We start from the raw sequence: 24,816 nt of genomic DNA, 5'->3' as shown, positions 1-24,816 counted from the left end.
TATGAAAAACACCTTCCTCCTCTCCACAATAGCTCTCCCCTTATTAGCATCAACCGTCCTAGCAGAAAAGGCCCCCATCTGGATCGACTTCGGAAGCGCCGCAGGCAACGCAACTGGCCACTACAACCTCATCAATGGCGCTGGCCTAACAGGAGCCCAATCCATTGCTAAAGTAAAGGGAACCTACCCGCTCATTGACACTGATGGTACCCCCTCTGGATCTGTCACTGTCTCAAGTGAGGCCACCTCCAACTGGGGAGATTCTCTAGCTGATGTCAATTGGACTGGCTCCAAGCCATCTGCTTTATCAAAAATCCAATCCGCCGCTACCGATGATGGCCTCTTCCTTCACGCTACAAGAGGAAAAGATAAACCGCGCGTGAGCTTCGCTTTCAGTGGCCTAAAACCACAACAAGAATACGCCATTCTCTTCTACTCCGCACGTGTCGATAAAGGGATTGGAGAAGGTGCCACACACATCACCGTGACTAAGGGAAACGGTATAGGAGCTAGCATATCAAATAGTTTTAAAAATTCCGAAGAGCTTGGCTCTTTCACAGTGACCTCTACATCCAACGGCCAATTCACTCTCGATTTCAGCATAGAAACAAACAAAGCCTCAGCAGTGTGCGCACTCAACTTCATGTCCATCACCCCCATCGCCCATCAATCCTCAGCGGCTCTCCTCCACTTCGGAGGCATCACAGTGACCCTCAGTGACCCGCAGGAAAGAACAGACTAAGCCATCCCCCACACATCGCGACCACGCGATACTTACTCTGATATTCTATCTTCCCATAACAAAGGATCACTTTTTTTGTCACACCTACCCCACCTTGGTTCTTTCTTACTGAGAGTTCGTCAGCGTGTAGCGCTTGCGACCCCCTCATACACGACAAACAACAAACAATTATAATGAAAAAACTAAACTACTCTCTAGTTTCAGCTAGCGCAATGGCTGTGCTCGCTTCTGCTTCAGTTTCTTCAGCGGCTACTATTTACAACGTGGCCATTGGTGAAAGCGGAACTCAACTTGGCGCAGGAGCTACAAACACCTCTAAAGACAACCTCACTGCTGAAACAGGTAATCTATGGGGTGTCAGTAACGCCAATAACTACATGGGTATCACATACTGGCAGTTCTCTGACATCGCTGGTTCAGGTCAAACCATCCAAGCTGGCACTTACACTTTCGAAGCCCGTATTGGTAATGGTGATGCGTTCAGCTTCGCCGGATTAAACGACCTCTCCTCTTCAACAAACACCGCTGGTGGCTCTGTTGCAGGCTTCTTTGAAACCGCTCCAGTCACGGGAGGCAACGCAGGCACCCAACGCTCTAATGCCCAAGTTGCTAAAAACAACATGTACACAGAGTTTAATGCTCTCTCTGATGTAACATACACAGCTCCTACGGAAGCTGATCCCGCTGACCAAACTTTCACTACTTGGACCTTCAACTGGGAAGTAGCAGAGGGTAGCTCAGTCATCGGCAAGGATCTCTACTTCGGCATCTACACTAAAACCGGTGGCAACGGCTCAGCCTTCTGGGATGACTCCACACTTTCCTACACAGCCGTCCCAGAGCCATCTTCCACAGCTCTTCTCGGCCTCGGAGGTATCGCTCTGATCCTTCGCCGTCGTCGCGCTTAACAGAAGATTATCATAGTTATTACTTGGAGGCCGAAAGGGAGTGATTCCTTTTCGGCCTTTTTTACACGGTGCCCAATGAAAACCTACCTCATCCCGCTCGGCCTGATTGCCTCCTTTGCATCGCTCTCAGCCCAAATCAAAGTAGCAATCCATGAGACCAACGCCATTGCTGCAGGCATGAGTTCGCGTCCAGACGGCACAGTCGTCACAAGCTCCACAGAGACTTGGAATAACGCCATTGGACAAACTGGCTCAAGCATCATCCTCAGTGATACTTCAGGAAGCGCCACCACAGCCAGCCTCTCTTACAACGCCGGATTCATCAAATCAAACACACTTGGCTGGGAATCCCAATCTCAAGACTGGGTCATGATGGGAACTTGGATCGGCTTCAAACAAAACGAGTCACTCACGATCAGCAACCTTCCAGCCAGTTACGCCTCTGGCTACTCCATAGTCATCTACGGTGACTCTAACGACGGAGGCACACGTACCATGGACTACTTTATCGATGATGGAACTAACACTAAAACTGCAACTATCCTCGATTCAGCTTACTTTAATGGCACATTTTCCAACGACAAGACAGTCGTGATCACAGGACTTACTGGCAACTCCTTTACTCTAACTGGCAACCCAAACTCCTCCGACTCCCGTTCCGCCATTTGCGGATTAGAAATTATCTCCCTCACCACCCCTTTCATCAGCTCCTTTGAAGCAGACCCGAATTATATACAACCTGGCTCAAGCACCACGCTTAGTTGGTCTACATTTAACTCCACCCATCTTACTCTCAACCCAGGAAACATTAATGTCACAGGATCTAGCTCTTACTCTGTCAGCCCAAATTCCAGCACCACTTATAGCCTTACAGCAAGCGACAGTACTGACAACTCCAGCAGACAACTCACCGTACATGTCGGACCTGAACGGCCAAATGTACTAATCTTCCTAATCGACGATTACGGCTCCATGGACACCTCTGTCCCCTTTGCTTACGACCAATACAACTACTCTGGCACTCCTCTCATCACTGCTTTTAATCATTTCTATAAAACTCCTCACATTGCCTCCCTCGCAGCAAACGGCATGAAGTTCACCCAGGCATACGCAATGCCCATGTGTAGTCCCACACGCGTCAGCCTCATGACCGGCCAAAACTCCCCACGCCACGGAGTCACAGTTCATCTTAATGCCTACCAAACTGTCGACAACAAATCATTTAGTATCAAAACTCATCGTGGCCCGAACAATTGGCGCTACCTCGGCATGGACGGCACCGACGTCACCCTCCCGCAGCTCCTCAAGGACACCGGCTATCACACCTTCCTCATTGGCAAAGACCACATGAGCCACCAACAAAACCCCACCGCTATCGGCTTCGATGTCAGCGATGACGGCCTAGTCAAAGCCCCCGTCATGACCAGCAAAACCAACGCGGCTCTAGAAAACGCCGTCACCCTCGGAAATCCCTTCTTTGCCTATGTTTCTTATCGAGACGTCCACACCGCATTTTACAACGCAACCGACGCCATCGGCGACTACTCTGATGCTTACAACACAAACCACGCCAAATTCGCCACCATGGTCGAGAGCGTCGATAACTCAGTCGGAGCTATCATGGCTAAACTCACCGAGCTCGGTGTCGCAGAAAACACCCTCGTCTTCTTCCTTGGCGACAACGGTAGTGACTCACCCGCTCTCTCGGACGAAGGCTGGCCACGTGGCATCTTTTTCGATGACTTCCCCATGCGTGGTAAAAAAGGCTCAGCCTACGAAGGCGGCATCCGCGTCCCTCTCATTATCACTTGGGCGACACCAGATTCTAACAATTCACTCCAACAAACGCTTCCCATCCCCGCCGCCAGCGTCGAACACGACATGGTCACTGTAGAAGACCTTGCTCCAACGATTTTATCCCTCGTTGAACAATCCTCGCCTACTATGGACGGCTACGATCTCACTCCCTACCTCCGCACAGAGGCCGGAACCCACCGACCACAGAAAATCCTGCGTCACATGCCCCACGAACACCGCAGTAACTACTTCACCTGCTACCGTGAGAGTGACTGGAAAATTATTTACCGCTATCACATCGAAGAATCCATCGCCAACAGTGAAACTCATGAGGACTCTGCTTACGAATCCTTCGAACTCTACAATCTAGCATCTGATCCAAATGAATCAGAAAACCTCGCCTCATCAAACCCTGAACAGCTTCTAAAAATGGCCAGAGCCATGGCTCAAGAGTTGAATAACTCTTGGGGCAGCCACGGAGAACTCTGGCCAGCTCATAACCCTACCCTTGCTGAAAAACCAACGCGCAACCTCATCGACGACCCCTTCTTTATCGATTTTAACATCGGCTCACGCTCTCTCGTCGATTCAGATCTCGACGGACTCACCGACCAACAAGAAGACCTAGATGCCAATGGCCTCCTCGGTCTAACAGAAACCAGCGCCGACAATCCTGACACGGATACCGACAACACAGACGATTACGCTGAAACTCGCCTTGGTCTCGACCCCCTCGATCCTAATGAACGCTTCCGTGTAAGCAGTATAGTGCAATCAAACGGCTCCATCACCCTCACTTGGCCTTCTAGCCCAGGCCTCAGCTTTGACCTTCATTCCAGCCTCGACCTGTCTTCCCCTACATCCAGCTGGAACATCCACACTCCAAATTTACCTGCTGATCTTAGCGAATCAGAAACGACTATCAATATCCCCATCACAGCGGACCGCAAATTCTTCTCGGTCGAACTCAAGCCCTAACCACTCGTTCGCAAAACGACACATTAGCAACGCCTCCGGCTCATCACTTCACTACCATTCAAATCTTTCTGCACTCCACCGGTAACCCTTTTCAGTAGCTAAGATTCTACCAAGCCCAGGATAGGCTAAATGAAAGCCGTAAGCCCGCGACCTCTTTTCAGCCAACTCGCTAAACACGCGCTTGCGTGACTCCACCGCTAAGGTCGGATTGTGATCAAACCCAATGCACCAAGTCGGATCATCAAACATCAACAAGTGGTGATGCGCCAAATCAGAAATGTGTACCAATTCCTCTTCTCCTGAGCAAATGCGAAAATACACATGACCCGGTGTATGGCCGAATCCATTCTCGACCCTCACTAAACCATCAAACAACTCAGTCCCTGCCTTCACTTCTACCAGCACATTCTCCAAGGCTTTAAACTGTTTCTTTATCGTTTTAACCATCCGAGGAATACTTTTCGGATCACGCCTAGACATACTAAAATCTGGCTCGCTCTGAGTCCAAAACCCCAACTCTTCTGGAGTCACATAGATCTTCGCATTCTTAAAATAAGGTTCTCCATTTTTTACAAACCCCACTAAGTGATCCGTATGAGCATGACTTAACATTCCCGCGGTGACCTCATCCGGGTGAATCCCGATTTGCTTCAAGCCATCATAAAACCAACCCCGAGGCGCCCCAAAACCTGCATCAAATACCACCACCTCTTTGCCTTTTCTAATCACTAGAATGTTCACGTAAAGTGGTATGCTATCAGTCGGCTCAGAATACCTTTCGAGAACTTCTAACATCTCAACGCGCTCCGCTTCTGGATACATTAACTTCAAACCAGCTCGTAGATCAAATCTCCCATCACTAATCGACCAAGCCTCGATATCACCTATCATAAAAGAATAAACAGTAGGATTGCGCTCAAGCCCTGCAGACGCTTTCTCCCCTTGGGCCTTAGCGCTCGCTGAAAGTAGTTGTGCGCCTAACAAAGCACTGCTGAGCCCAATAAAATTGCGTCGCGAATGGGAATCATGAATCGGCATTCAACAAACTAATCTTCAAGATCATATTGCCTCAAGAACAAATACAACCTCAGCAAAAGCGCAGCAGTCCAGCGGACTTCACTCCCCCCAGTTGGCGCAGCCCTCCACATGGGGGTTCTTAGGTCAGCCATCCAAACAACGCTGGAAGCGTTGCAGCTGAGAAACCTCATTACGCTAGGCCAACACGCTCTAATAGTGAATTAAGCTATCAGCCATGGGATATATAGTTACGATAGATCCACTTATCTCTATTGACTGGAAAGCCTAGCTTCATCTCTCGGAGATGGCATGGATCATTCGCCTCTCACTTGAAAACAAGAACTTAATTCACCGCGCCCACCAACTTAAGCGCAGCTTCAGCGTAGCGCTCGCCCAGGGTTTCTATCCCCTTCTTATCAAATTGGAGCTTATTCTGCTTTCCATTTAAATCGTCAGTATCGATCAGGATCCAACCCTTGTTTGCATGCACCAACTTCTCTTGAGCAGCACGTACTTTTGCCCAATCTGGGTATTTTTTTTGCCACTTTTCCTGTAGTCCATGATCAGACAGACGAACAAGCACAACGTCCAGCTTACCCAACTCCATATCTGCTTCTAACTGCTTCACAAAACGCTGAAAAGACGCGGCGTATTGATCACCCCACCCTTTTTGCGCATCGCTCTCCCCTTGCATCCAAAATAACACGATCGTATCGCATTCCTTTTTACGCGCCGTATCTCTAGCAGTTTCCAATAAGCGCTCGTATTCTTTCGCCTGAGTTTTCGAATAGCCCGATCCATAACTCGCCTTTTCATTGCCGTCCGAATCTGTCCAATCAGAATCAACATCATGCATCGCCATCGTTCTGCGAGCCATCCGCATCCATAGCAAATCTACCTTTTTAAGATCCTTATCCAAGTCCACCAAGGGCGGGATCACGGTGCGCTCAGGTTTGAGCGATTCCATATTATTCTCACCCGCAAAAATAAACAAATGACGCGGACGTGGAGCTGATTGAGAAATCAAAACAGAACAACAAAAAAGCAAAGTGACGATGGAAGTTTTCATAACAGGGAATCTCCACTCTAACTAATAACTCTTTCGCATCCAATAACTTTCGAAACACATCCATAGACATTTCAGCATATGCTAAGAAACCATCGAAGTGAGTTTGCCCATTGGTAATAGTCGCAAAGGCATTTATTCAAATGCTTTACACTAAACCTTAATAGAGAGAGCTCGTATCAGGAGCTCAATACCGAGAGAATGATAATAAACTACATTTCTAACCGTACTTCGCTTCATCGCGCAGCGCACAGCGCTGTTTCATTTGTTGCAGCCTTACTTCTTCAGAGATCTGCAAATGATGAATTTCCACCGAGTGCGGGCTAAAGCGTTCCAGCAGCTCACACTCCCACGCTTCACATTCCACTAGTTCCTGGGTAAATGGCCCCGCGATAATAACATCGGTATGCGCTAGGTTCTGATCGGCTAAGGCAAACAAGGTCTCATACACTGGCTCACGATAGGTCTCCTTATACAGCTGTGAGTCTCTGTCGTGTGGATCTAACCCTGCCGCTCGATGCGCAGCCTGAATTATTAGGTCTGTAGCCGTGTCACTGTCAAAAAATGCCGCACCCAGCTCCTTCGCCAGCTTTAGCGCATAAGTCGTCTTCCCTACTGCAGGAAGTCCACAAACCACATGTAATGTCTGCATGTAATGCTTCTAACCCTCCATCTCAATAAACGCTAGTAACAAAAAGCCCCGGCTGGCGGTAAGCCAGACGGGGCAGTTACTGATAATACTTTTTAAAGCGTAAGCTTTGTTCACTAAAGAGGCTGATAGCCTGTTCTACTAGTGGCGGCGCTTGCGCTTGATATTCAGCTTAGCCATATTCTGAGCGATCAACGCTTGGAGATTTGCGAGATCTTCAGCCTGCTTGCTGTGGTCAATATTCTTAAGTTCTTCCTCAGCGCGCTCGATGGCAGCTTGTGCAGCCGCTTCATCAATCTCGTCTTCGCCAAGAGCCATATCTGTGAGGATGATGACTTTGTCGTCAGAAACTTCGGCAAAGCCAGAACCGATCGCAAGCTCGTGTTCCTTACCGTCCTTCTGGTAGCGGAGCTCACCAGGAGCGAGTGCAGTAACGAGAGATGCGTGCAAGTCAAGCACACCAATCTCACCATCAGCTGCTGGTAGATAGACGTCTGCTACTTGTTCTGAGAGTACTTTTTTCTCAGGAGTAACGATTTCGAGATGAAGCATGAGTAGAATCTAAAATTTGAAATTTGTGATTTAAGATAAGCTGGTGGCTTCACACCACCAGCGTCTTAAATTAGTCGCGAGATACCTTGTCGATACCAGCCTTCATGTAGAAGTTGGATTCAGGTACGTCATCCCACTTACCGTCGAGGATCTGTTCGAAACCTTCGATTGTTTCTTCGATGGAAACGTAAACACCAGGAACGTTGGTGAATACTTCACCCACGAAGAACGGCTGTGTGAGGAAACGCTGGATCTTACGAGCACGGAATACGGACATCTTATCTTCGTCAGAAAGTTCGTCCATACCAAGAATCGCGATGATGTCTTGAAGATCTTTATAGCGCTGAAGTACGCCCTGTACACCACGTGCAACCTTATAGTGACGCTCACCAACAACTTCTGGAGCAAGTGCCTTAGAAGTAGAAGCGAGTGGGTCAACCGCTGGGAAGAGAGCTTGTTCCGCGAGGGAACGCTCAAGAACAACCTGCGCGTCAAGGTGAGCGAATGTGTTCGCTGGAGCCGGGTCAGTCAAATCATCCGCAGGAACGTAAACCGCCTGGAGGGATGTAATGGAACCCTTCTTAGTAGAAGTAATTCGCTCCTGGAGTCCTGCCATTTCCTCAGAGAGAGTTGGCTGGTAACCCACAGCAGATGGTGTACGGCCGAGAAGGGCAGACACCTCAGAACCTGCCTGAGAGAATCGGAAAATGTTATCAACGAAGAGAAGAACGTCTTGGCCTTCTTCGTCACGGAAGTATTCCGCCATGGAAAGAGCAGAAAGAGCAACACGGAGACGTGCACCTGGAGGCTCATTCATCTGACCGTATACGAGAGCTACTTTGGAGCCTTCCGGCTTGAGAACTGGAGTACCGTCAGCATTGATCACTGGCTCACCGTCAGCATCTTTTTCTACTGCGATAACGCCGGATTCGATCATTTCCCAGTAAAGGTCGTTACCCTCACGAGTACGTTCACCTACACCGGCGAATACAGAGTAACCACCGTGTCCGAGTGCGATGTTGTTGATAAGCTCCATGATAACAACTGTCTTACCAACACCTGCACCACCGAATGCTCCAACTTTACCACCCTTGAGGAATGGACAAACAAGGTCGATTACCTTGATACCTGTCTCGAGGATTTCTGCGGAAGCTGCTTGGTCAACAAGCTTTGGTGCTGGACGGTGAATACCTGTACGCTTCTCAGCGTTTGCAAGTGGTACGTTCTCATCTACGAGATCACCTGTGACGTTGAAAATGCGGCCAAGGACCTGCTCGCCAACTGGTACTGTGATAGGAGCTCCTGTATCGGAGATGTCCATACCACGCTTAAGACCGTCTGTAGTGCTCATTGCTACCGCACGAACCCAGCCGTCACCAAGGTGCTGTTGCACCTCTAAAACGAGCTTAGTTTGTACGCCTCCGAAGTCATAGTTGACTTCAAGAGCGTTATAGATGTCTGGAAGATTATCTGCGTTCGAGAAATCAGCGTCGATAACCGCGCCGATGACCTGAACGATTGTTCCTACGTTACTCATGGTTTTGTTGTATTATCAGTTAGTAAATTTGTTTAAGTATAAAGTGGGTAGTATGAAGTGATGCAGTTCCAGTCAGTCTGCCAACTGAGAACTGCCAACTACCTTATTCCATCGCCTTCATGGCAGTGGTGATTTCGAGAAGTTCTGCAGTGATCGCTGCCTGACGGAGCTTGTTGAACTCGAGGGTGAGGTCTGCGACCATGTCCTTCGCGTTGTCAGTAGCAGCCTTCATGGAAACCATACGAGCGGAATGCTCGGAAGCACGAGACTCAACCAACATCTGATAGACTTGGAAGTTCACGTACTGTGGAAGAAGAGTGTCGAGCACCTTCAATGGTGATGGCTCGAAAAGATATTCTTTCTCAAGTGCCGCAACTTTATTCGTCTCGGCGACATCGTCTTTGCCTACACCTTCGTACTCCTGCTTTTCACCGAGAGCATTCGAATCGATTGGAAGCAATTGCACCACTTTTGGCTCTTGGACCATGGTGGATTTGAAGTCGTTGAATGCAACCTTGATGCTATCGTATTCACCGCTGAGGAATTGCTCAGTAAGGAACTTGGAAATAGGACGTGCTTCAGAAAAAGGAACTGGGTCCTTTACTACGAAATCCGCTTTGATTTCCTTACTGGCCTTCATCAGGCTAAGACGAAGCTTACGGCCAACAGTCACGTACTCAGTCTCGCCAGTGTCTGCTTTGGTCACCTCTTTGAGAAGGTTCGCATTGAGACCGCCACAAAGACCTTTATCGGTGGAGATGACGAGCGTAAGAGTCTTATTCCCTTCACGCTTCTCGAGCAGTGGGTGAGCATTCTCATCCACGTTTTCTTTGAGATTTACGAGCACCTTGTTGAGCTCATCAGCATATGCACGACCAGCGAGCGCTTGATCCTGGGCCTTTTTCATCTTGGCCGCTGCAACGAGCTCCATCGCGCGGGTGATTTGCGCTGTGTTTTTCACCGACTTGATGCGGCGACGAATGTCTCTCAGATTTGCCATTTTTTAAATTTCAGTAGCGTGTGGATTAGAGAAAGGGAGAAAGTGCGGACAGCTTCTCAAACTGCCCGCCTAATGGGTGGAATTACTTCCAAGAACCTTTGAAGTCTTCGATCGCCTGTGTGAGGCCGGACTTCACTGCATCTGTGATTGCCTTATCATCAGCGATAAGCTGAAGAACATCTGCCTTGCGTGTGTTGAAGAATTCTTCAAGCGCAGCCTGACACTCGTTGATGCGCTCTACATCTACATCATCGAAGTATCCATTCTGCATCGCGAAGAGAACTACCACCTGCATTTGCATGGAAAGTGGTGAGTACTGGTTCTGCTTGAAGAGCTCAACGATACGCTGACCACGTTCGATTTTCGCCTTAGTAGCGGCATCGAGATCGGAACCGAACTGAGCGAATGCTTGAAGTTCACGGAACTGAGCGAGGTCGAGTTTAGTTGTACCAGAAACCTTCTTGATCGCCTTTGTCTGAGCAGAAGAACCTACACGGGAAACGGAGAGACCAACAGAAATCGCTGGGCGGATACCTTGGTTGAAAAGGTCAGTTTCAAGGAAGATCTGACCGTCTGTGATGGAGATCACGTTTGTTGGGATGTATGCGGATACGTCACCAGCTTGTGTCTCAATGATTGGAAGCGCTGTAAGGGAACCACCACCTGCGTTCTCAGAGAGACGTGCGGAACGCTCAAGAAGCTTGGAGTGAAGGTAGAAAACGTCACCTGGGTAAGCCTCACGTCCGGAAGGACGCTTAAGAATGAGGGAAACTTGACGGTAAGCTACAGCGTGCTTGGAAAGGTCATCAAATACGATGAGGCAGTCTTCGCCTTTGTCCATGAGGTACTCAGCAATCGCACAACCTGTGTATGGTGCGAGGTACTGGTTAGCCGCAGAGTCAGCAGCGGAAGCAGAAACGATAGTGGTGTACTCCATAGCACCTGCTTCTTCGAGAGTAGCGATGATACGAGCAACGTTGGAAGCCTTTTGGCCAATCACAACGTAGATACACTTCATTGGCTTGAAGCCTGGAAGCTTACCGGCTTCAGCAGCCTTGTTCTGATTAGACTGAGAAATGATAGTATCGATTGCGATAGTTGTCTTACCTGTCGCACGGTCACCAATGATAAGCTCACGCTGACCACGGCCGATTGGCACCATTGCATCGATCGCCATGATACCTGTCTGCACTGGAACAGAAACAGACTTACGCTTAATGATACCAGGAGCAATTTTCTCAACTGGATAGTGAGCAGCAGCTTCAATTGAGCCTTTGCCGTCTACTGGGTTACCGAGTGTGTCAACAACACGGCCGAGGAGAGCCTCGCCTACAGGAACTTCGAGAAGTTTACCTGTGGTCTTACACTCGTCGCCAGCTTTAAGTTTGCGGTAGTCACCGAGGAGAACGATACCGACTTCACCTTCTTCAAGGTTAAGTGCGAGACCAGTAACTCCACCAGGGAAGTCGATCATTTCGTTGAGTTGAACGTCGCTAAGACCTTCTACTTTAGCCACACCGTCACCGATTTCACGGATGGTACCTACGTTGGTTTTACCGACGGAGGTCGATACGTTTGCGATCTCCTGTTCGAGTTCCTGAAGAATGCTGCTCATAGCTTACTTATTGGTTAGATTGGTTAAATTACCCTGTTGTGGGATTCGTTTTGGGATTTGGTTAAAACGCAGAGGCGATGTTTTCGAGACGGGTCTTAAGTGTGCCGTCCCAGACATCATCACCCTTGCGGATGCGAATTCCACCCAAGAGGGCAGAGTTGACTCTGTATTCAAATGTGAGGTCGTTGCCATGCTGTGTCGTAAGCTTTGCTACGATGCTATCCTTAGTCGCGGCATCGAGTTCTTCGGCGCTATCCACTGTGACGTGCTTAGCGGCGAGGTCGATTTCAAGCAAGCGCTTGAGAGTGACTAGGATTCCACGGAAGTTGCGCGGCTTGCGCTCGGCAACAGTCTTTACAACTTTGCGGAACTTCGCTTCATCGAGTGAACCGTCTGCGTTACAGAGGCGGTAAAGTCGGCGTGCGGCTGCGGCTGCGTCTTTAGTTACTTTCATGGTTTATAGGATGACGATCGACGTTTGAAAAAATTGATGAATTGAGATTAGCCCTCGACTGTTGTGAGTGCCTCTTGGTTGATGCGCTTCTTGTCTTCATCAGTAAGCACCTTGCCAGTGACCGCTGTAGTAGCGGAAACCACAAGCTGACCGAAGTCTGACTTGAGTTCGGAAACCATCTGCTCGCGCTCTGCCTTTGCAGTCGCTTCTGCTTTGTTGAGAATTTCCTGAGCCTTGACGATCGCTTCCTGAGTTTTTTCCTCAGTGTGCGCTGCGGAGCTTTGCTTCGCTTCTTCGATAAGGCGTTTTGCATCGTCGTTAGCTTTTGCAAGAGCTGCTGCTGTAGACTCTTCAGATTCTGCTAACTGTGTCTCAATGCGCTTAAGCTTTTCTTCACCTTCTGCGATGCGCTTTTTGCGCTGTTCAAGCATTGCGGTGATTGGGCCAAACGCAAACTTCTTCAAAACAACGATCACAATGACGAAGTTGATAAGCTGGAATGTGAAAAGCCTCCAGTTCACTCCGAATGTTTCGAGAAGGTTGGCATCTGCTGATGCTTCTGCACCTGCTGCTGCGAGTAGTGTGATCATTATCGTAAAAGTTTAGTTGATGAAAAATTTGGGTAAAAATCCGCTACCACTCATCGTGCGGCAGCGGATGGTAAAATGTATCCGTTACGAATTACTTGCCAGCAACGAAGAGCGTGAGGATGAAGATACCTTCACAAAGCGCTGCAAGAATGATGGAGAGAGTAAGGATCGGGCCTGCTGCGCCTGGGTTACGACCAGTTGCTTCAGTTGCTTTGAAACCGATGAGACCGATTGCGAGGGCTGCGCCGAATGCGGCGAGTGCTAGGTGAAGTGGTGCTGCTTCCATAGTAGTATTATTTCTATTTTTGTTTTGTTGTTGTGTTCATGCCCTCCTCCACGGTCGCTATGCTATGGATCCGAGGGCTGAGAGTTGTCAAATTAGTGAGCGTGCTCTTCGTCGTGATCGTCGTGTTCACAGATAAGTTTAAGGAACACCGCACAGAGGAGTGTGAATACTAGCGCTTGCACGCCACCCACTAGAAGCTCCATGAAGTAAAATGGAAGGGATGTGAGCCAGCCGAACCAGTTACCACCGAGGAACATCAGAATTTCGAGAGTCTGCTCACCACCGTAAATATTACCGAAGAGACGGAAGGAAAGAGCAACTGGACGAATGGCGATGGAGACGAGCTCAAGCACGCCGACCACACCGAAGATGAAGATCATCACGAGTGCCATGAGACCGCCAAACTTACCTTTAGGTGCGAAGATATGACCGAAGAAACCTTTAAGTCCATTTTCTTGAATCGCCCAGACAAACCAGAGAATCGCGAAAGAGAACGCCATTGCAGCAGTCATATTCACATCGGCATTACCACCACGCATCAGCGGATGAGTGAAGTGCCCGTGGGAGTCCATCCCCCAGCCCATAGTACCCACACCAGGAAGAAGCCCGAGGTAGTTAGTAAGAATAATAAGAAGGAAAGTAGAACCGAAGAACCAGAATGTCTTCTTCACAAGGTGCTCACCGAGAATACCACCGAAAAAGTTATAGAGGGACTCGATCACCCACTCTGCAAAGTTTTGGAAGCCTTGAGGAATCACGCTGATCTTGCCGGCTGCTGCACGACAGAAAAGAACGATTAGAAGAACCGCAATCCAAACACTCACCGTGGAGTTAGAGAAAAAACCTGGCTCATCATTCACGTAATGAAGAGGAATAGCCGTCTTAGGAAGCACAGGTGCTTCTCCGCCAGCTGCAGCGCCAAAACCCATTGTGATGAACAAGAGGATCAGTGATAGGAAAGTCGTTTTCTTAGCCATGATTTTGAGTCGCTCCATTTGGGCGAGCGCAAGTGCAATAACCGCCACACAACAAGCGAGCAAGTCTATTTGTGAAATTTTTCACAAAGTCAAATTAAGCCACTGAAAATAAGCGCCTTCCGTGATATTTTTCTTAGTCATACGAAGTGCCTCTTAATGTTAGGAAATGTTAATTATGACAGCTACATGCAACAATTCCTAATCCCTGATCTCCCAACTTGCTGCATAGCTCTCCCACAACCGCATTTTCGCCTCATTTCCAAGATAAACTTTCATCCCTCCCACTCCATACATTGCGACCGGCTCAAATGTTCCCATTTCAATGCCTTGATTCATCAAAGCCTCTGCCGGCAGACACAACCTACCCGAGTGTTCCTCTAACTGAAAGTCCACACCAGCAGCAGCCTGATAGGCTCGATACACTAGTTCAGTACAAGCTAAGCGATCCGATTGGCGAAAATCAAAAACGAAGTCGTATCGCTTTCCCACATGACTCAATGCACTGCGAACGGCAGCTGCTATCGCTGTAGAATTTAGCTGTGGTCGGAGAATAACAAAGGCGTCCACCGCCAGCGTCTCTGTCAATGCTCGTAGCTTCACTCCATCCTTTTTCGCCTCTACCACATTTGCCCCCTCTACTCCTGCGGCTTCTATTCCCATCTCCTTACGCCGTTCTTCACTCCCAACATACATCGCCACATGCGGCCAAAATCCAGGCAGAAATAAATTGCTCAGAGCTTCATCATGCCGCGTCACAATAATGTCTCCTGGCTGCAATACAGCCCATGCCTTTGCTAAGACACGCGGTGTCACCCGCTTTTGCTTCTTCAGAGCCAACTTTGGCTGCTTCGCTTCAGCCACCACATTGCCACCAATTCTAAACAGCTGGAACATCACCTTGCGAAAGCCCGAATGCTGCCTGCGCTTAAATGAAAACACCCGATACTGCAGCTGACGCCTCAAATACTTCTTCTTACTCTTCTGCACGAAGGGAATCTCCTCCTTTAACACATCAATCAGCTCGGCAAGCCTTCCACCTTCCTTGCGCAAATCCATAACTTCCTCTGCATGCAGCTCCCAAAACAAAACCGCTTCATAAAAACGCCACATCCGTCTGGGCGAGGTTAAATTCTTGTAAATCGCACTGAAGCTTCGACGCGGAATGCCGTAGCGAGATTCCGCCTCATCTAACTTTTTCCATACCAAAAACCGATCACCAGCCAGATCCACTACAAACTCAGCCGACCTCATCAACACACACGCAGCAGTATACGCCACCGCAAAACAACGGATGCAATCCTCCCAGTCGCTCTGATCATCCCAATGCGGCTCGAGTTCGGTAATCGCACCTAACAAAACAACTCTCAACCGCAAATAACGTCGGTAGTGTTCGCGCAAGCGTTCATCCTCGTGAGGCATAAAATAACCACGCTGTTGCGCAGCCTCGACATCACCTAACAGCTCAACTAATTCGCTACGTAGCGGAATCCCTTTAGCCGCAGATACCACCTGCTCCAAGATCACCTCATACGTTGTTACAGACATCGACATAAATTTCCATGGGGTGTAGGAAATTAAAACCTTAAGAGTCAATATTTATATCTATCAACTATATACTAACATGACCTAACAATTGCTACTGTACGATTTAAAAGGAAATAGACGCGCAACTACACTGAAAACAGAACTCTTAGCAAGCTTAAAACCCTTATTCTATAAGGATTATTTCTTCTCTTTTATCTTTACAAACTATTGGTAGTTCGCGAAAAGTGTAGCGCTATGAATAAAGCTGAACTTGTAGAAGCAATCCAAAAAAACCTCGGGAAAGATGCAACTAAGCGCGCTGCTGAAGACGCACTTTCTGCAGTACTCGAGTCTATCGCAACTGGCGTTAAGAAGGACAAAAGAGTCCAACTTATCGGCTTTGGCACATTCGAAGTTAAGAAGCGCGCTGCTCGTATGGGCCGCAACCCTAAGACTGGCGAATCCATGAAGATCAAGGCGTCCAAGACCGTTGGCTTCAAGGCTTCCTCTACGCTCAAAAACTCTCTCTAATATACATAGAAAGAACTACTTACAAACCTCATCACTTGTAGTGATGAGGTTTTTTTGTACTCTATTTACGAATAATTGGACGCTCACCTTTGCGCATTTGATCGAGGATTTCATCCACCGTTTCCACCTCTCCACTTTGCTCCCACTGGCTTATATTTTTACGGATAGCCACTAAATGCGAACCCACCTCTGGCAGCTCTTTGCGCCACTCTGGAGCATCTTCTATCAAACTAAAATAGCGGTTCGCCAACTGATAAGCAATTTGCCGATCCGCAAGCTGACCTCCCTGCGCAGGCATATTTCTCACCCACGTAAGCTGAGTTAGTCGCTCCACTGCCGGAGCCGAAACAGCTAAATCTCCAGTCGCCGCTGTAAATATGTGTGTGTATTTTGCGATGGCATCCTCCACTTGACCCTGCTTGTCATACGATTTCGCCAAATAATAATGTGCTTGGTTTCGATGTTGTTTCAATCGGTTCTGCATTAAATAAAATTGTGATTTCTGCTCTAACTCTTCCCATTGACTTAACTGATCAAGCACCCGCAGTTGTTCTATCAAGACATCATCTAACAGCTCTACATTGCCTTCTCCACGAATTTCTAAATCTCTCAAAATGGAAAGTGCCTGATCTAGTTGCTCGTCGCTTTTTTGAGCCAGAGCTCGGGCATATCCAAGTTTAGCCCACAACTTCTGTTCCTCCACTTTAGAATCAGATGCTCGTTCAAAATACCCTTCAGCATCAGTCGCAGCCCCTTCCGACTCGAGCGACAGTTCACCTAACTCAAGCTGTACGAAACTTGGAAATGATTCATTATCAGTAGATAGCAGCAAACCACAGCGCAAGCCTCGAGCAAGTGTGCGAAACTTCATTTGCCGTCCCCAACTTAGGTGGGCCTGATCAGCGCCAATTTCGTATATATCTGCTAGAGCAGAACGCATAACTGCTTGATAAAAAAAACTGCTCTCGGAGCTCTCAGCAAGCAACTCCTCACGTATTTTCGAAATCTCCTCGCCTTGATCCATTCTCGCCCAAAGTAAAGCTTTCGCAGCCTCTTGAACACCAGCTTCCACTCCAGCAATAAGTGCCTCCTGCACTACCATTTCTAACTTCTCAATAGCCTCTCCAACCCTCCCAGCTTCGTTCAAGGCTGGCAAGCTAGCCATCAAGACCTGTGCTCGGTACTCGGATTCTGGAAAGCTCTTTTCAAAAATCTCATAATGGGGAAGCGCTTTCGCCATCTCAAGGTTTGGCTCTCCCATGACTTTCTCCCTGCCGTAAAATGCCACCAGATAGAATAAGCATTCCTCCTGGCTAGAACTGAGCTCATTAGCCTCCGCAATACGGTAGGCCGACAAGTAGCACTTCTCCGCCGCTTCGCGATCACCAGTGGACTCTAACACCTGTCCCAACAATAACTGAGCCTGAACTTCCTGCTCAGCGTCTAGCTCATTAGCGACTAACTGTTCTCCATAATTTTTTGCTTCTGTATAATTACCAGCTCGCAGTTCTAGCAAACCCAGTTCATACATAGACAAATACTTGTACCTTCCCTCTGCGGAATCGACTAACTGCCGAAGTAAAAAATCTGCTCGCTCGCGGTAACCCATGCGTGCAAGGCTCACCCCATAGTAATAGGCAATCTCAACCAGATATTTACCTTCTGGGTTTTCGTCGAGGTATTTACGACAAAACCCGACAGCATCGCGATACTCTCCAAGAAGACTGCTAGATGCAGCCGCAACATATAAACTCGTCTCCTTATCTCCCTGTTCGTAGGCGAGGCGGGAGGCTTCGATTGCCTCTTGGTACTCCCCTTTGTCAAATAACTCTCCAAGCGCGCTCGCTCCCGCTGCATCATCAGCCAAACAGCTACCAGCACAGAGTAATATTAATAACAGAGACTTCATTACATCTAAATAAAAAGCACCTGCTAGAACTTATCAAGCAGGTGCTAAAACTTGGTTCTAATAGACTGCCCTAGGCTATTTATTTTTCTTAGGTGTCGCTTTTTTCTTAGGAGCTGGTTGCGCTACTGGCTTTTTCTTTTGTGCTGCAGATTTTGCCGTTTCCGCTGGTTTCTTTTTTTCCGGCGTGCCGGCATCCTTAGCTGCTGCTGGTTTCCCCTTTTCATCTGGTACAACCACTTCTGGAGCGTACTCAAGGAAAACCTTGTACTCTGCTGGTAGCGCTACACCGGCACCTAAGCCAGCGCGTTCATAAAGTGCTGCTAGAGCTCCCGCCTTCACTAGGTCTGGTTGCTCTGCAGATTTACTCTTCAGAGCTTTCTCTACTGCAGGAAGCGATTTATAGACGCGCAGTGAATTAATGACCGCATTCCGAACAATAACTTCAGACTGAGTGTAATCCGCAGTCATCGCAATCGCATAGGCGAAAAGAGCATCTTCAGATCTGCCTTCTTTCTCCAATGCTAAACCATGACAATAGGCAACTTGCGCTCTGATAGAAACAGGAAGGCGCTTCGACTGCCAATCTTCAGCCATGCGGATCACACGCCCCCAAGCCTTGGCATTGATTCCTGTCCAGAATGCATATGCTTCTAACTGCTGTTGCTGATACTCTCTCAGAAGTTCGGGAGTACCAAAGTTGGTCACTTCTTTCGTTAACGTCGGCAGATCCATTTGCTTCCGCAAACATTCCAATTTGTAGTAACCCGCGAGATGATGGAAATTGTCAGGAAGAAGTTCTAATTTCTTATACTTTTTCTTCAACTCATCAAAGCGCTTTGCAGCCTCGCTGTACTTACGGTCTTGGTAAAGCTCCATCGCTTCAGTATAGTCCGATGGCTGCATTAGGTAGACACCATCCACTTGGCTCATTCGAACGCTTTGTGGTTTTTCATCTCCCTCATTTTCAAGATAGAAGAGGCTGGTTTTGGTAGAACCTACGATGTAGCCATTACGTGTAGAACCATCGCTTAATGTAATGGTGCCGGGAGTAGACGCCTGTTGAGCTACTGCAGACACTGTCAATGCAACAGCCAATGTGGCGACTTTTGATAAAATTTTCATAATGATAGAATTTAAAGTTTAAAAGTTAGCCTTTCTCAGCAGCAAGTTGCTCAAGAGTTTTGATTTGCCCGCTACTTTCCCATTTTTTCACACGAGCTTCGATTTCCAGCCAAGCTTCACGCGCTTCTGTTGGTATTTCAGATTTGTTCTTATCGAACCAATCTCGACTAGACTTGATGTAAATCGCTGCAACCTCGTAGGCTGCTTGCTTACGTGATTTACCACCCGATTCAACACCGTAGTCCCACATCAATTCAGTAGCACGGTTCTTTGCCGGAATAGCCACAATGGCATCTCTACCATTAGAGACGATCACGTAGTATTTAATTGCATTAGTGAAGTCCTTCTTCGCATCGTAAGACTCAGCAAGAACTTGCTGAACATCGCTACGATAAGTAGAATCTTTCGAGTCGAGGTAGGCAAGACCTTCCTCAATCGCCTTATCATAGTTTCCTTGCTTCGCATAAATGGCGATAATTCGGTTCTGCGCACCATTCGCAGCGGAGCGTTCTTCCTTATTCTTAGAATCCTTATTCTCAGCATAGATCGCTTTAAGATCTTTAATCGCCTTACTCATTTCCTGTTTGGAACCGACTTGGCCAAGTACGTCTGCAATTCCGAAACGTGCTGCGAGATAATCGCTCTTATCTGGACGCTTAAGTAACTCCTCATAATAAGGAATCGCTTGGCGCGGAGATGCCGTTTTAGCTCTAAGATAATCTGCGATACTCACCAAGATTTGATTCGAAAGCTTGTCCAACGGGAAGTCAGCTTTCATCACCTTAAATAAGGCATTAATCTGCGCTTGGTTCTGATTGGCCAACTCCGTGTCCTTAGCCTTGATCGCAGCATTGTAGCCTTCTTGATACACTCCAAGTACCGCAAACATCAGAAGTGCTCGACTTCTTACATCATTGTTAGGTACTGGGAACGAATAATAGTGCTCTTTAAGATCGTTGGCCGCTGTCACAGCATCCACTCCTGCCGCCTTCTTCGCAGCGAGGTAGCTCGTCGTGTAAGAATTGATCGCGCGATCCAAGCCTGCTGGATTTTTCTGCTTGGCCACTCTGACGATAGAATCCTTGAGATTCTTCAAACCTTCTTCCGTACGCCCAGCTTCGACCATCGCTGGCATACCAGCTACAGCCACTTGAGTCGCGTATGGTGATTGAGCATGCTTATCCCAAAACTCATCATAGTAAGGCAAAGCCTCTTTCATGTTCGGGTTCGCCTTTTTGTCAATCTCATCTTTACCTAACAGAGCAACAAGATGGTAGAGTGCTTCCGTTTTCCCAAAGGTCTTTCCAGTCTTCTTAGCGAAATCTAATGCCTCCTTATAGCTGGCAGCTGCCTTCTGGTATTCGCCAGCTTCTTGTTCGACTTTACCCTTGATGATCAAGGCTGCATCGATCACAGAAACTTCTGGGAATTCTTCGAGTAAGCGTTCCACATTTTTCAACGCTACCTCATCTTCTTCTAAATTATATGCCGCATCCGCTCTATCTAGCAGAGCATATGGCAAGTATGGGTTATCAGCCGCTTCAGGATACTTTTTGATAAATGAATCCAGGCTCGATGCTGAACGCGCCCAGTCCTGTACCTTCCCTAAATTTGAAGCTACGAAATACAATGTGGCTAACCTCGATTCACTCTCTGGATACTTCTTCAGGTGTTCCTCAAGAATCGGCAAAGACTCCCTGTACTTCCCTTGGTAAAACAGAGAAGCGCCCTCCATGTGCATCGCAAGATCGTTAATCTTAGATTTCTCAGGAAATGCTACTAAAGTCTCACGAGCCAGCTCTTCACACTCCACATACTCACCACCTTGGAAGAGTCCAGTAAGCATGATTGTGTAGGTAACATCAGCTTTATCGCTCTCAGGGAAAGCCTTTTTAAAGGCTCTACCATACTTCATTGTACGTTCAATATCACCTAAGCTGTAGGCAACTCGTGTTAGATTATAAAGATTATCTTCACGGCGGTCAGAACCTTTGAAATACATTTCTAACTGCTCATAAGCCGCAAGCGCTCCGAGATCATATCCGCTAGACTCATGGGTAAATGCGAGGGCTGAAAGTGAAACTACTTCCGGCGGATCACCATCACGGTCTTTTTTGCTGAGTTCCGCTAACCACTCATTGACCTTTTCCTTATAAATCAACACATCGCCATCTCTTAAGCCTTCTCTCGGATAGTCCTTCAGTTTGTTCTGAAGCACTTGTAGATCATTCAAGGCCACTTTAGTTCCTGGTACTAGAGCAAACAAAGTATACGCAGCATTTGGCATATTCGCCTTCAATGCATCGGTCGCCAACTTTTGATAAAACGGTGTGAACTGCACCATTTGGAAAGGGCGCAGCATCAACACCGCGCGGTTCTGGTTCACAAAATCCACTAAGCGAGCTTCATCCTTCGCTTCGATCACTGCCTCAGTAAACGCTTGGAAAGTGCCAACCACCGGTGCATCGGCAAGTCCCCAGCGCTCTTTATTTTTCAAAGCCGTCTCGAAAAATGGAATACCTTCTGCGAGTTTCGCTGGCTTTTGCTTAAAATGACAAATCGCCATATTTATGTTCAGCATGCCTGGGTCAAAGCTATCCGTCTCTGCACGCTCATTGACGAACTTCTGATACATTTCGATCGCACCAGCGTATTCCTCAAGTTGCTGCATTGCCTGACCTTTAAATAACAGGGACTTAACCTGACTCTGGTTTTGACCGCTCTTGTTACCAGTCTTGTAGCAATTTTCGAGCGACTCCTTCGCCAGAGTGTAAAACTCACGCGCTTTCGCCACATCGCCCGCACTCTTCGCCTCAGACGCTAACTTTAACTCAGCATTTCCTTTCCAGTAATAGATATTACCAAATTTATCGCCAATCTGCTTCGCCTGCTTGCCATGTTCGGCGACGATATCTGCAAAAATTTTCTGAGCCTCTGCCCATTTTTCTTCCTTCAGAGCATTGATACCTTTGGGAACAGCGACTCCAATAGCTTCAGCACTAACCGTGCTTGGAGTAAATCCCACCAAAGAAGCACTAGCGATAGCTAACGCGAGAGTGAGTGAATGTTGAGTTTTCATTATAGGTGTGTTGGAAAGTGTGTGATTAAAAAAGGACGCAATCCTTAGAAAACGTCCTGAATAGACCTTAAGCCGCAATATAGCAGACTTTTCGGAAAGCTATAGAGGATTTTGGGAAGTGGTGAATTACTCCTGGAAATCAGTGAAGGTAACTTTATCAATACCCACTCCGACCAGACAGTTGAGTACATCAACTACCGATTGCTGAGGAGCTTCACCGCGGACAGCAACCTGCACCAGCGCTTCGGCCCCACCGGCTTCCGCCCCGAGTTTATAGGTTTCTAAGCGTTGTTGCAGAAGTGGTAAGTCGCGCTTGGGACCGCTCGCCCCAAGATCCATTTTCTCATCATTATTCACGATGACAGAACCATCGTCTTGTACCTCTACCAGCATTGGCTCGAGATCTGATGGAACAGAGCTAGCGGCAGATGATGGCAGTTGAAGGCCAATATCACTCTCACGAGGTTGAATAGTGGCCGTCACCATGAAGTAAATCAGAAGCAAGAAACAGACATCAATCAGTGACGAAATGTCCAATTCTGGTTCATCCTCTTCAGTAAGTGTGCTGTGTTTACGTCGAGACATTTATTTAAAAAGTTTTTAGTTGAGTAAATCAGTAAAGGTAACATTGCTGAGCTGTAAACCGACAAGACAGTTCATCACATCGATCACGGACTGTTGTGAAGTCTCACCGCCAACTGCTAGTTGAACCATGGGAGTCCCTCCGCCAGCTTGTATACCCATTTTGTAGGTTTCAAGACGTTGCTGGAGCTGAGGAAGTTCTCGCTCGGGGCCGACTGCCGCAAGATCCAGACGCTCATGACCTCCGTAAAGGATCGATCCATCTGATTGAATTTCTATCAACGCGGAGGCATCAGCCTTGGAGATCGCGCCACCAAAACTCGGTAGTTGCAAGCCAATATCACTCTCACGAGGTTGGATAGTGGCTGTCACCATGAAGTAAATCAGAAGCAAGAAACAGACATCAATCAGTGACGAAATGTCCAATTCTGGTTCATCCTCTTCAGTAAGTGTGCTGTGTTTACGTCGAGACATTTATTTTAAAGGGTTAGTTTTCGAAGTCGTACGCAGCGAAGATTACATCATTCACCCCTGCCTGTGCAGCGGCGCGAATGACTTTTCGTGAGTACTTAAATACAGATTCTTTATCTCCGCGAAGGTGAAGCTTCACTTTGTAGCCATCGCCAAAATCCGCCTTTTGCTCTCGCACATATTTAACGATGTCAGCTTCCTCTTCGAGTTCACCTTCATCGAATTCTACTGGATAAATAGAGCCATCTTCACGTACGTTAACTACGATCCGACCACGTTTATCATCTGGAGCTTTCGCATTATAGGCGACAGAAGGCTCCACTTCTGGATCTTGCTGAACAACCATCGGTGTGGAAACCACGATGAAGAACACCAGCAAGAGGAAAACCATGTCAATCATCGGAGACATGTCCATCTTTGCTTCTTCCTCTACATGTGCATGTTGAGCTCTGAGTCTTTTAGATGCCATAGGATTTCTTGATGTTAGAATTATTGGTGTAAACTCCTAGGAATTTACACCACCATATTACCCCAAGTTTAGGGATTAAACAGCAAGACCTTCAGGGATCTTCGCTAGATGCGCGTCACCATTCACAGTCTGGATAGAAGCATTAAGAAGCTCCTCCGCTGTCTGATGACACTCCGCTACAAGATTGTTGTAACGAGATTTGAAGAAAAAGTAGGCAACCACAGAAAGGATCGCTACGATAAGTCCCCACATCGTAGTCAAGAGAGCGACGGAGATATCACCAGCGAGTTGGTCTGGTTTCGCTCCAGCTTCCTTCAAGGTCGCAAACGCTGCAATCATACCAAATACTGTACCGAAAAGACCAAGCATCGGCGCGGATTGTGCCACTAGTGAAATAAGGTTAATCCAAATCATCTGCTTGCGATTCTCGTTAATAGAGAAATCTGCAATCGCATCTTCCACTGCATCACGACCGAGATTTTCTGGCTGTGTCGCGTCAATATTAGGAAGAGAATACGCTAACATACGACCAAGGTAAGATGGGTGCGAAGCTGAAAGCTCAATCGCAGAACGCACTCGACAGTTAGTCATATGGTCTAGCAGGGCAGCCTTCAGATCATCCGGGCAAAACTTAGCCTTACCTAGATTAATAAAATTATAAACAGAAAGACCAATCAATGAAAGAAGGCCAACAGCTACAATGAAAATGGTAAGTCCTCCACCTTCAAGAAGGTACTTATCAAGTGCACTAGATTCTCCACCTTCCTGCGCGAAAAGTGGGGAAATTGTTGCTAACGCTGCCAAAAGAGAAAGGCCTGCAGTTTTGAACGGTCGATATGCGAATTTTTTCATGATTTTCTATGAATGGATGTCGGTGTGTATGTGATTTTCACAGATGGATGTACTGAAACAAACCATATGCGAAGAGTGATTCTGCGAATCGTTTGCCTCGAGTAAAGGA

General features: G+C 47.6%; 23 protein-coding genes. 4 read left to right on the top strand and 19 right to left on the bottom strand.

The features are described 5' to 3' along the window. Position 1 precedes the first annotated feature (1 nt). The 3 genes from ACFPK9_RS09630 to ACFPK9_RS09620 all read left to right on the top strand — a co-directional run bounded on the left by ACFPK9_RS09630 (position 2) and on the right by ACFPK9_RS09620 (position 4,425). Positions 2-742: a hypothetical protein gene (locus ACFPK9_RS09630; protein ID WP_377094666.1), complete on the top strand. Its 741-nt coding sequence runs from the start codon at positions 2-4 to the stop codon at positions 740-742. A 173-nt stretch (positions 743-915) separates the two neighbouring features. Further along, positions 916-1,650 carry a PEP-CTERM sorting domain-containing protein gene (locus ACFPK9_RS09625; protein ID WP_377094664.1) on the top strand — a complete coding sequence of 245 codons (735 nt, stop codon included), beginning with the start codon at positions 916-918 and terminating at the stop codon, positions 1,648-1,650. A 75-nt stretch (positions 1,651-1,725) separates the two neighbouring features. Continuing rightward, a complete protein-coding gene (locus tag ACFPK9_RS09620; RefSeq protein ID WP_377094663.1) occupies positions 1,726-4,425 on the top strand; it encodes a sulfatase-like hydrolase/transferase in 2,700 nt (899 codons plus the stop codon). Between the two features lie 51 nt (positions 4,426-4,476). Here the strand turns inward: ACFPK9_RS09620 and ACFPK9_RS09615 are convergent, their stop codons facing one another. The 12 genes from ACFPK9_RS09615 to ACFPK9_RS09560 all read right to left on the bottom strand — a co-directional run bounded on the left by ACFPK9_RS09615 (position 4,477) and on the right by ACFPK9_RS09560 (position 15,713). Further along, a complete protein-coding gene (locus ACFPK9_RS09615) occupies positions 4,477-5,463 on the bottom strand; it encodes an MBL fold metallo-hydrolase (RefSeq protein WP_377094662.1) in 987 nt (328 codons plus the stop codon). Positions 5,464-5,785: 322 nt separating this feature from the next. Beyond that, positions 5,786-6,511, bottom strand: a complete 726-nt coding sequence (locus ACFPK9_RS09610) for a sialate O-acetylesterase (RefSeq protein ID WP_377094661.1) — start codon at positions 6,509-6,511, stop codon at positions 5,786-5,788. 217 nt (positions 6,512-6,728) lie between these two features. Then, on the bottom strand, positions 6,729-7,160 hold the full coding sequence (locus ACFPK9_RS09605) for a P-loop nucleotide/nucleoside kinase family protein (protein ID WP_377094660.1): 432 nt from the start codon (positions 7,158-7,160) through the stop codon (positions 6,729-6,731). Positions 7,161-7,298: 138 nt separating this feature from the next. Continuing rightward, on the bottom strand, positions 7,299-7,709 hold the full coding sequence (locus ACFPK9_RS09600) for a F0F1 ATP synthase subunit epsilon (protein ID WP_377094659.1): 411 nt from the start codon (positions 7,707-7,709) through the stop codon (positions 7,299-7,301). A 70-nt stretch (positions 7,710-7,779) separates the two neighbouring features. Further along, positions 7,780-9,246, bottom strand: coding sequence for a F0F1 ATP synthase subunit beta (atpD, locus tag ACFPK9_RS09595; RefSeq protein WP_377094658.1), 1,467 nt, complete (start codon positions 9,244-9,246; stop codon positions 7,780-7,782). A 103-nt stretch (positions 9,247-9,349) separates the two neighbouring features. Beyond that, positions 9,350-10,246 (bottom strand): ATP synthase F1 subunit gamma, encoded by an 897-nt coding sequence (gene atpG / locus ACFPK9_RS09590; RefSeq protein WP_377094657.1) that lies wholly within the window; start codon positions 10,244-10,246, stop codon positions 9,350-9,352. Between the two features lie 82 nt (positions 10,247-10,328). Next, entirely contained in the window at positions 10,329-11,861 is a 1,533-nt protein-coding gene (atpA, locus tag ACFPK9_RS09585; protein ID WP_377094656.1) for a F0F1 ATP synthase subunit alpha, read from the bottom strand. Between the two features lie 61 nt (positions 11,862-11,922). Beyond that, positions 11,923-12,315 (bottom strand): F0F1 ATP synthase subunit delta, encoded by a 393-nt coding sequence (locus ACFPK9_RS09580; protein ID WP_377094655.1) that lies wholly within the window; start codon positions 12,313-12,315, stop codon positions 11,923-11,925. 47 nt (positions 12,316-12,362) lie between these two features. Beyond that, the gene (gene atpF, locus ACFPK9_RS09575) at positions 12,363-12,905 is read right to left on the bottom strand and encodes a F0F1 ATP synthase subunit B (protein WP_377094654.1); all 543 of its coding nucleotides are present in this window, start codon (positions 12,903-12,905) and stop codon (positions 12,363-12,365) included. A 91-nt stretch (positions 12,906-12,996) separates the two neighbouring features. Further along, positions 12,997-13,191, bottom strand: a complete 195-nt coding sequence (locus ACFPK9_RS09570; RefSeq protein WP_377094653.1) for an ATPase — start codon at positions 13,189-13,191, stop codon at positions 12,997-12,999. 92 nt (positions 13,192-13,283) lie between these two features. Further along, the gene (locus tag ACFPK9_RS09565) at positions 13,284-14,216 is read right to left on the bottom strand and encodes a F0F1 ATP synthase subunit A (RefSeq protein WP_377094652.1); all 933 of its coding nucleotides are present in this window, start codon (positions 14,214-14,216) and stop codon (positions 13,284-13,286) included. A gap of 150 nt (positions 14,217-14,366) precedes the next feature. Then, a complete protein-coding gene (locus tag ACFPK9_RS09560; RefSeq protein WP_377094650.1) occupies positions 14,367-15,713 on the bottom strand; it encodes a YiiX/YebB-like N1pC/P60 family cysteine hydrolase in 1,347 nt (448 codons plus the stop codon). Positions 15,714-15,947: 234 nt separating this feature from the next. Here ACFPK9_RS09560 and ACFPK9_RS09555 point away from each other — a divergent pair, with 234 nt between their 5' ends. Beyond that, positions 15,948-16,223: an HU family DNA-binding protein gene (locus ACFPK9_RS09555; protein WP_377094649.1), complete on the top strand. Its 276-nt coding sequence runs from the start codon at positions 15,948-15,950 to the stop codon at positions 16,221-16,223. 61 nt (positions 16,224-16,284) lie between these two features. On the opposite strand, the gene ACFPK9_RS09550 is transcribed toward ACFPK9_RS09555, so the two are convergent. The 7 genes from ACFPK9_RS09550 to ACFPK9_RS09520 all read right to left on the bottom strand — a co-directional run bounded on the left by ACFPK9_RS09550 (position 16,285) and on the right by ACFPK9_RS09520 (position 24,707). Then, positions 16,285-18,132 carry a tetratricopeptide repeat protein gene (locus ACFPK9_RS09550; protein WP_377094648.1) on the bottom strand — a complete coding sequence of 616 codons (1,848 nt, stop codon included), beginning with the start codon at positions 18,130-18,132 and terminating at the stop codon, positions 16,285-16,287. 75 nt (positions 18,133-18,207) lie between these two features. After that, the gene (locus ACFPK9_RS09545; RefSeq protein WP_377094647.1) at positions 18,208-19,254 is read right to left on the bottom strand and encodes a Mul1B family putative transporter subunit; all 1,047 of its coding nucleotides are present in this window, start codon (positions 19,252-19,254) and stop codon (positions 18,208-18,210) included. Between the two features lie 25 nt (positions 19,255-19,279). After that, the gene (locus tag ACFPK9_RS09540; RefSeq protein WP_377094646.1) at positions 19,280-22,333 is read right to left on the bottom strand and encodes a tetratricopeptide repeat protein; all 3,054 of its coding nucleotides are present in this window, start codon (positions 22,331-22,333) and stop codon (positions 19,280-19,282) included. Between the two features lie 126 nt (positions 22,334-22,459). Then, the gene (locus ACFPK9_RS09535) at positions 22,460-22,918 is read right to left on the bottom strand and encodes an ExbD/TolR family protein (RefSeq protein ID WP_377094645.1); all 459 of its coding nucleotides are present in this window, start codon (positions 22,916-22,918) and stop codon (positions 22,460-22,462) included. 15 nt (positions 22,919-22,933) lie between these two features. After that, a complete protein-coding gene (locus ACFPK9_RS09530; protein ID WP_377094644.1) occupies positions 22,934-23,389 on the bottom strand; it encodes an ExbD/TolR family protein in 456 nt (151 codons plus the stop codon). A gap of 13 nt (positions 23,390-23,402) precedes the next feature. Beyond that, complete coding sequence (locus ACFPK9_RS09525) at positions 23,403-23,855, bottom strand: ExbD/TolR family protein (RefSeq protein WP_377094642.1); 453 nt, start codon at positions 23,853-23,855, stop codon at positions 23,403-23,405. Positions 23,856-23,930: 75 nt separating this feature from the next. Then, a complete protein-coding gene (locus ACFPK9_RS09520) occupies positions 23,931-24,707 on the bottom strand; it encodes a MotA/TolQ/ExbB proton channel family protein (protein ID WP_377094641.1) in 777 nt (258 codons plus the stop codon). Positions 24,708-24,816: the final 109 nt, after the last annotated feature.

Source organism: Rubritalea spongiae, from assembly GCF_042652385.1.
Taxonomy (GTDB): Bacteria; Verrucomicrobiota; Verrucomicrobiia; order Verrucomicrobiales; family Akkermansiaceae; genus Rubritalea; species Rubritalea spongiae.
Note: the sequence above shows the minus strand (reverse complement) of the source record. Positions and strands in the feature narration are given on the sequence as shown.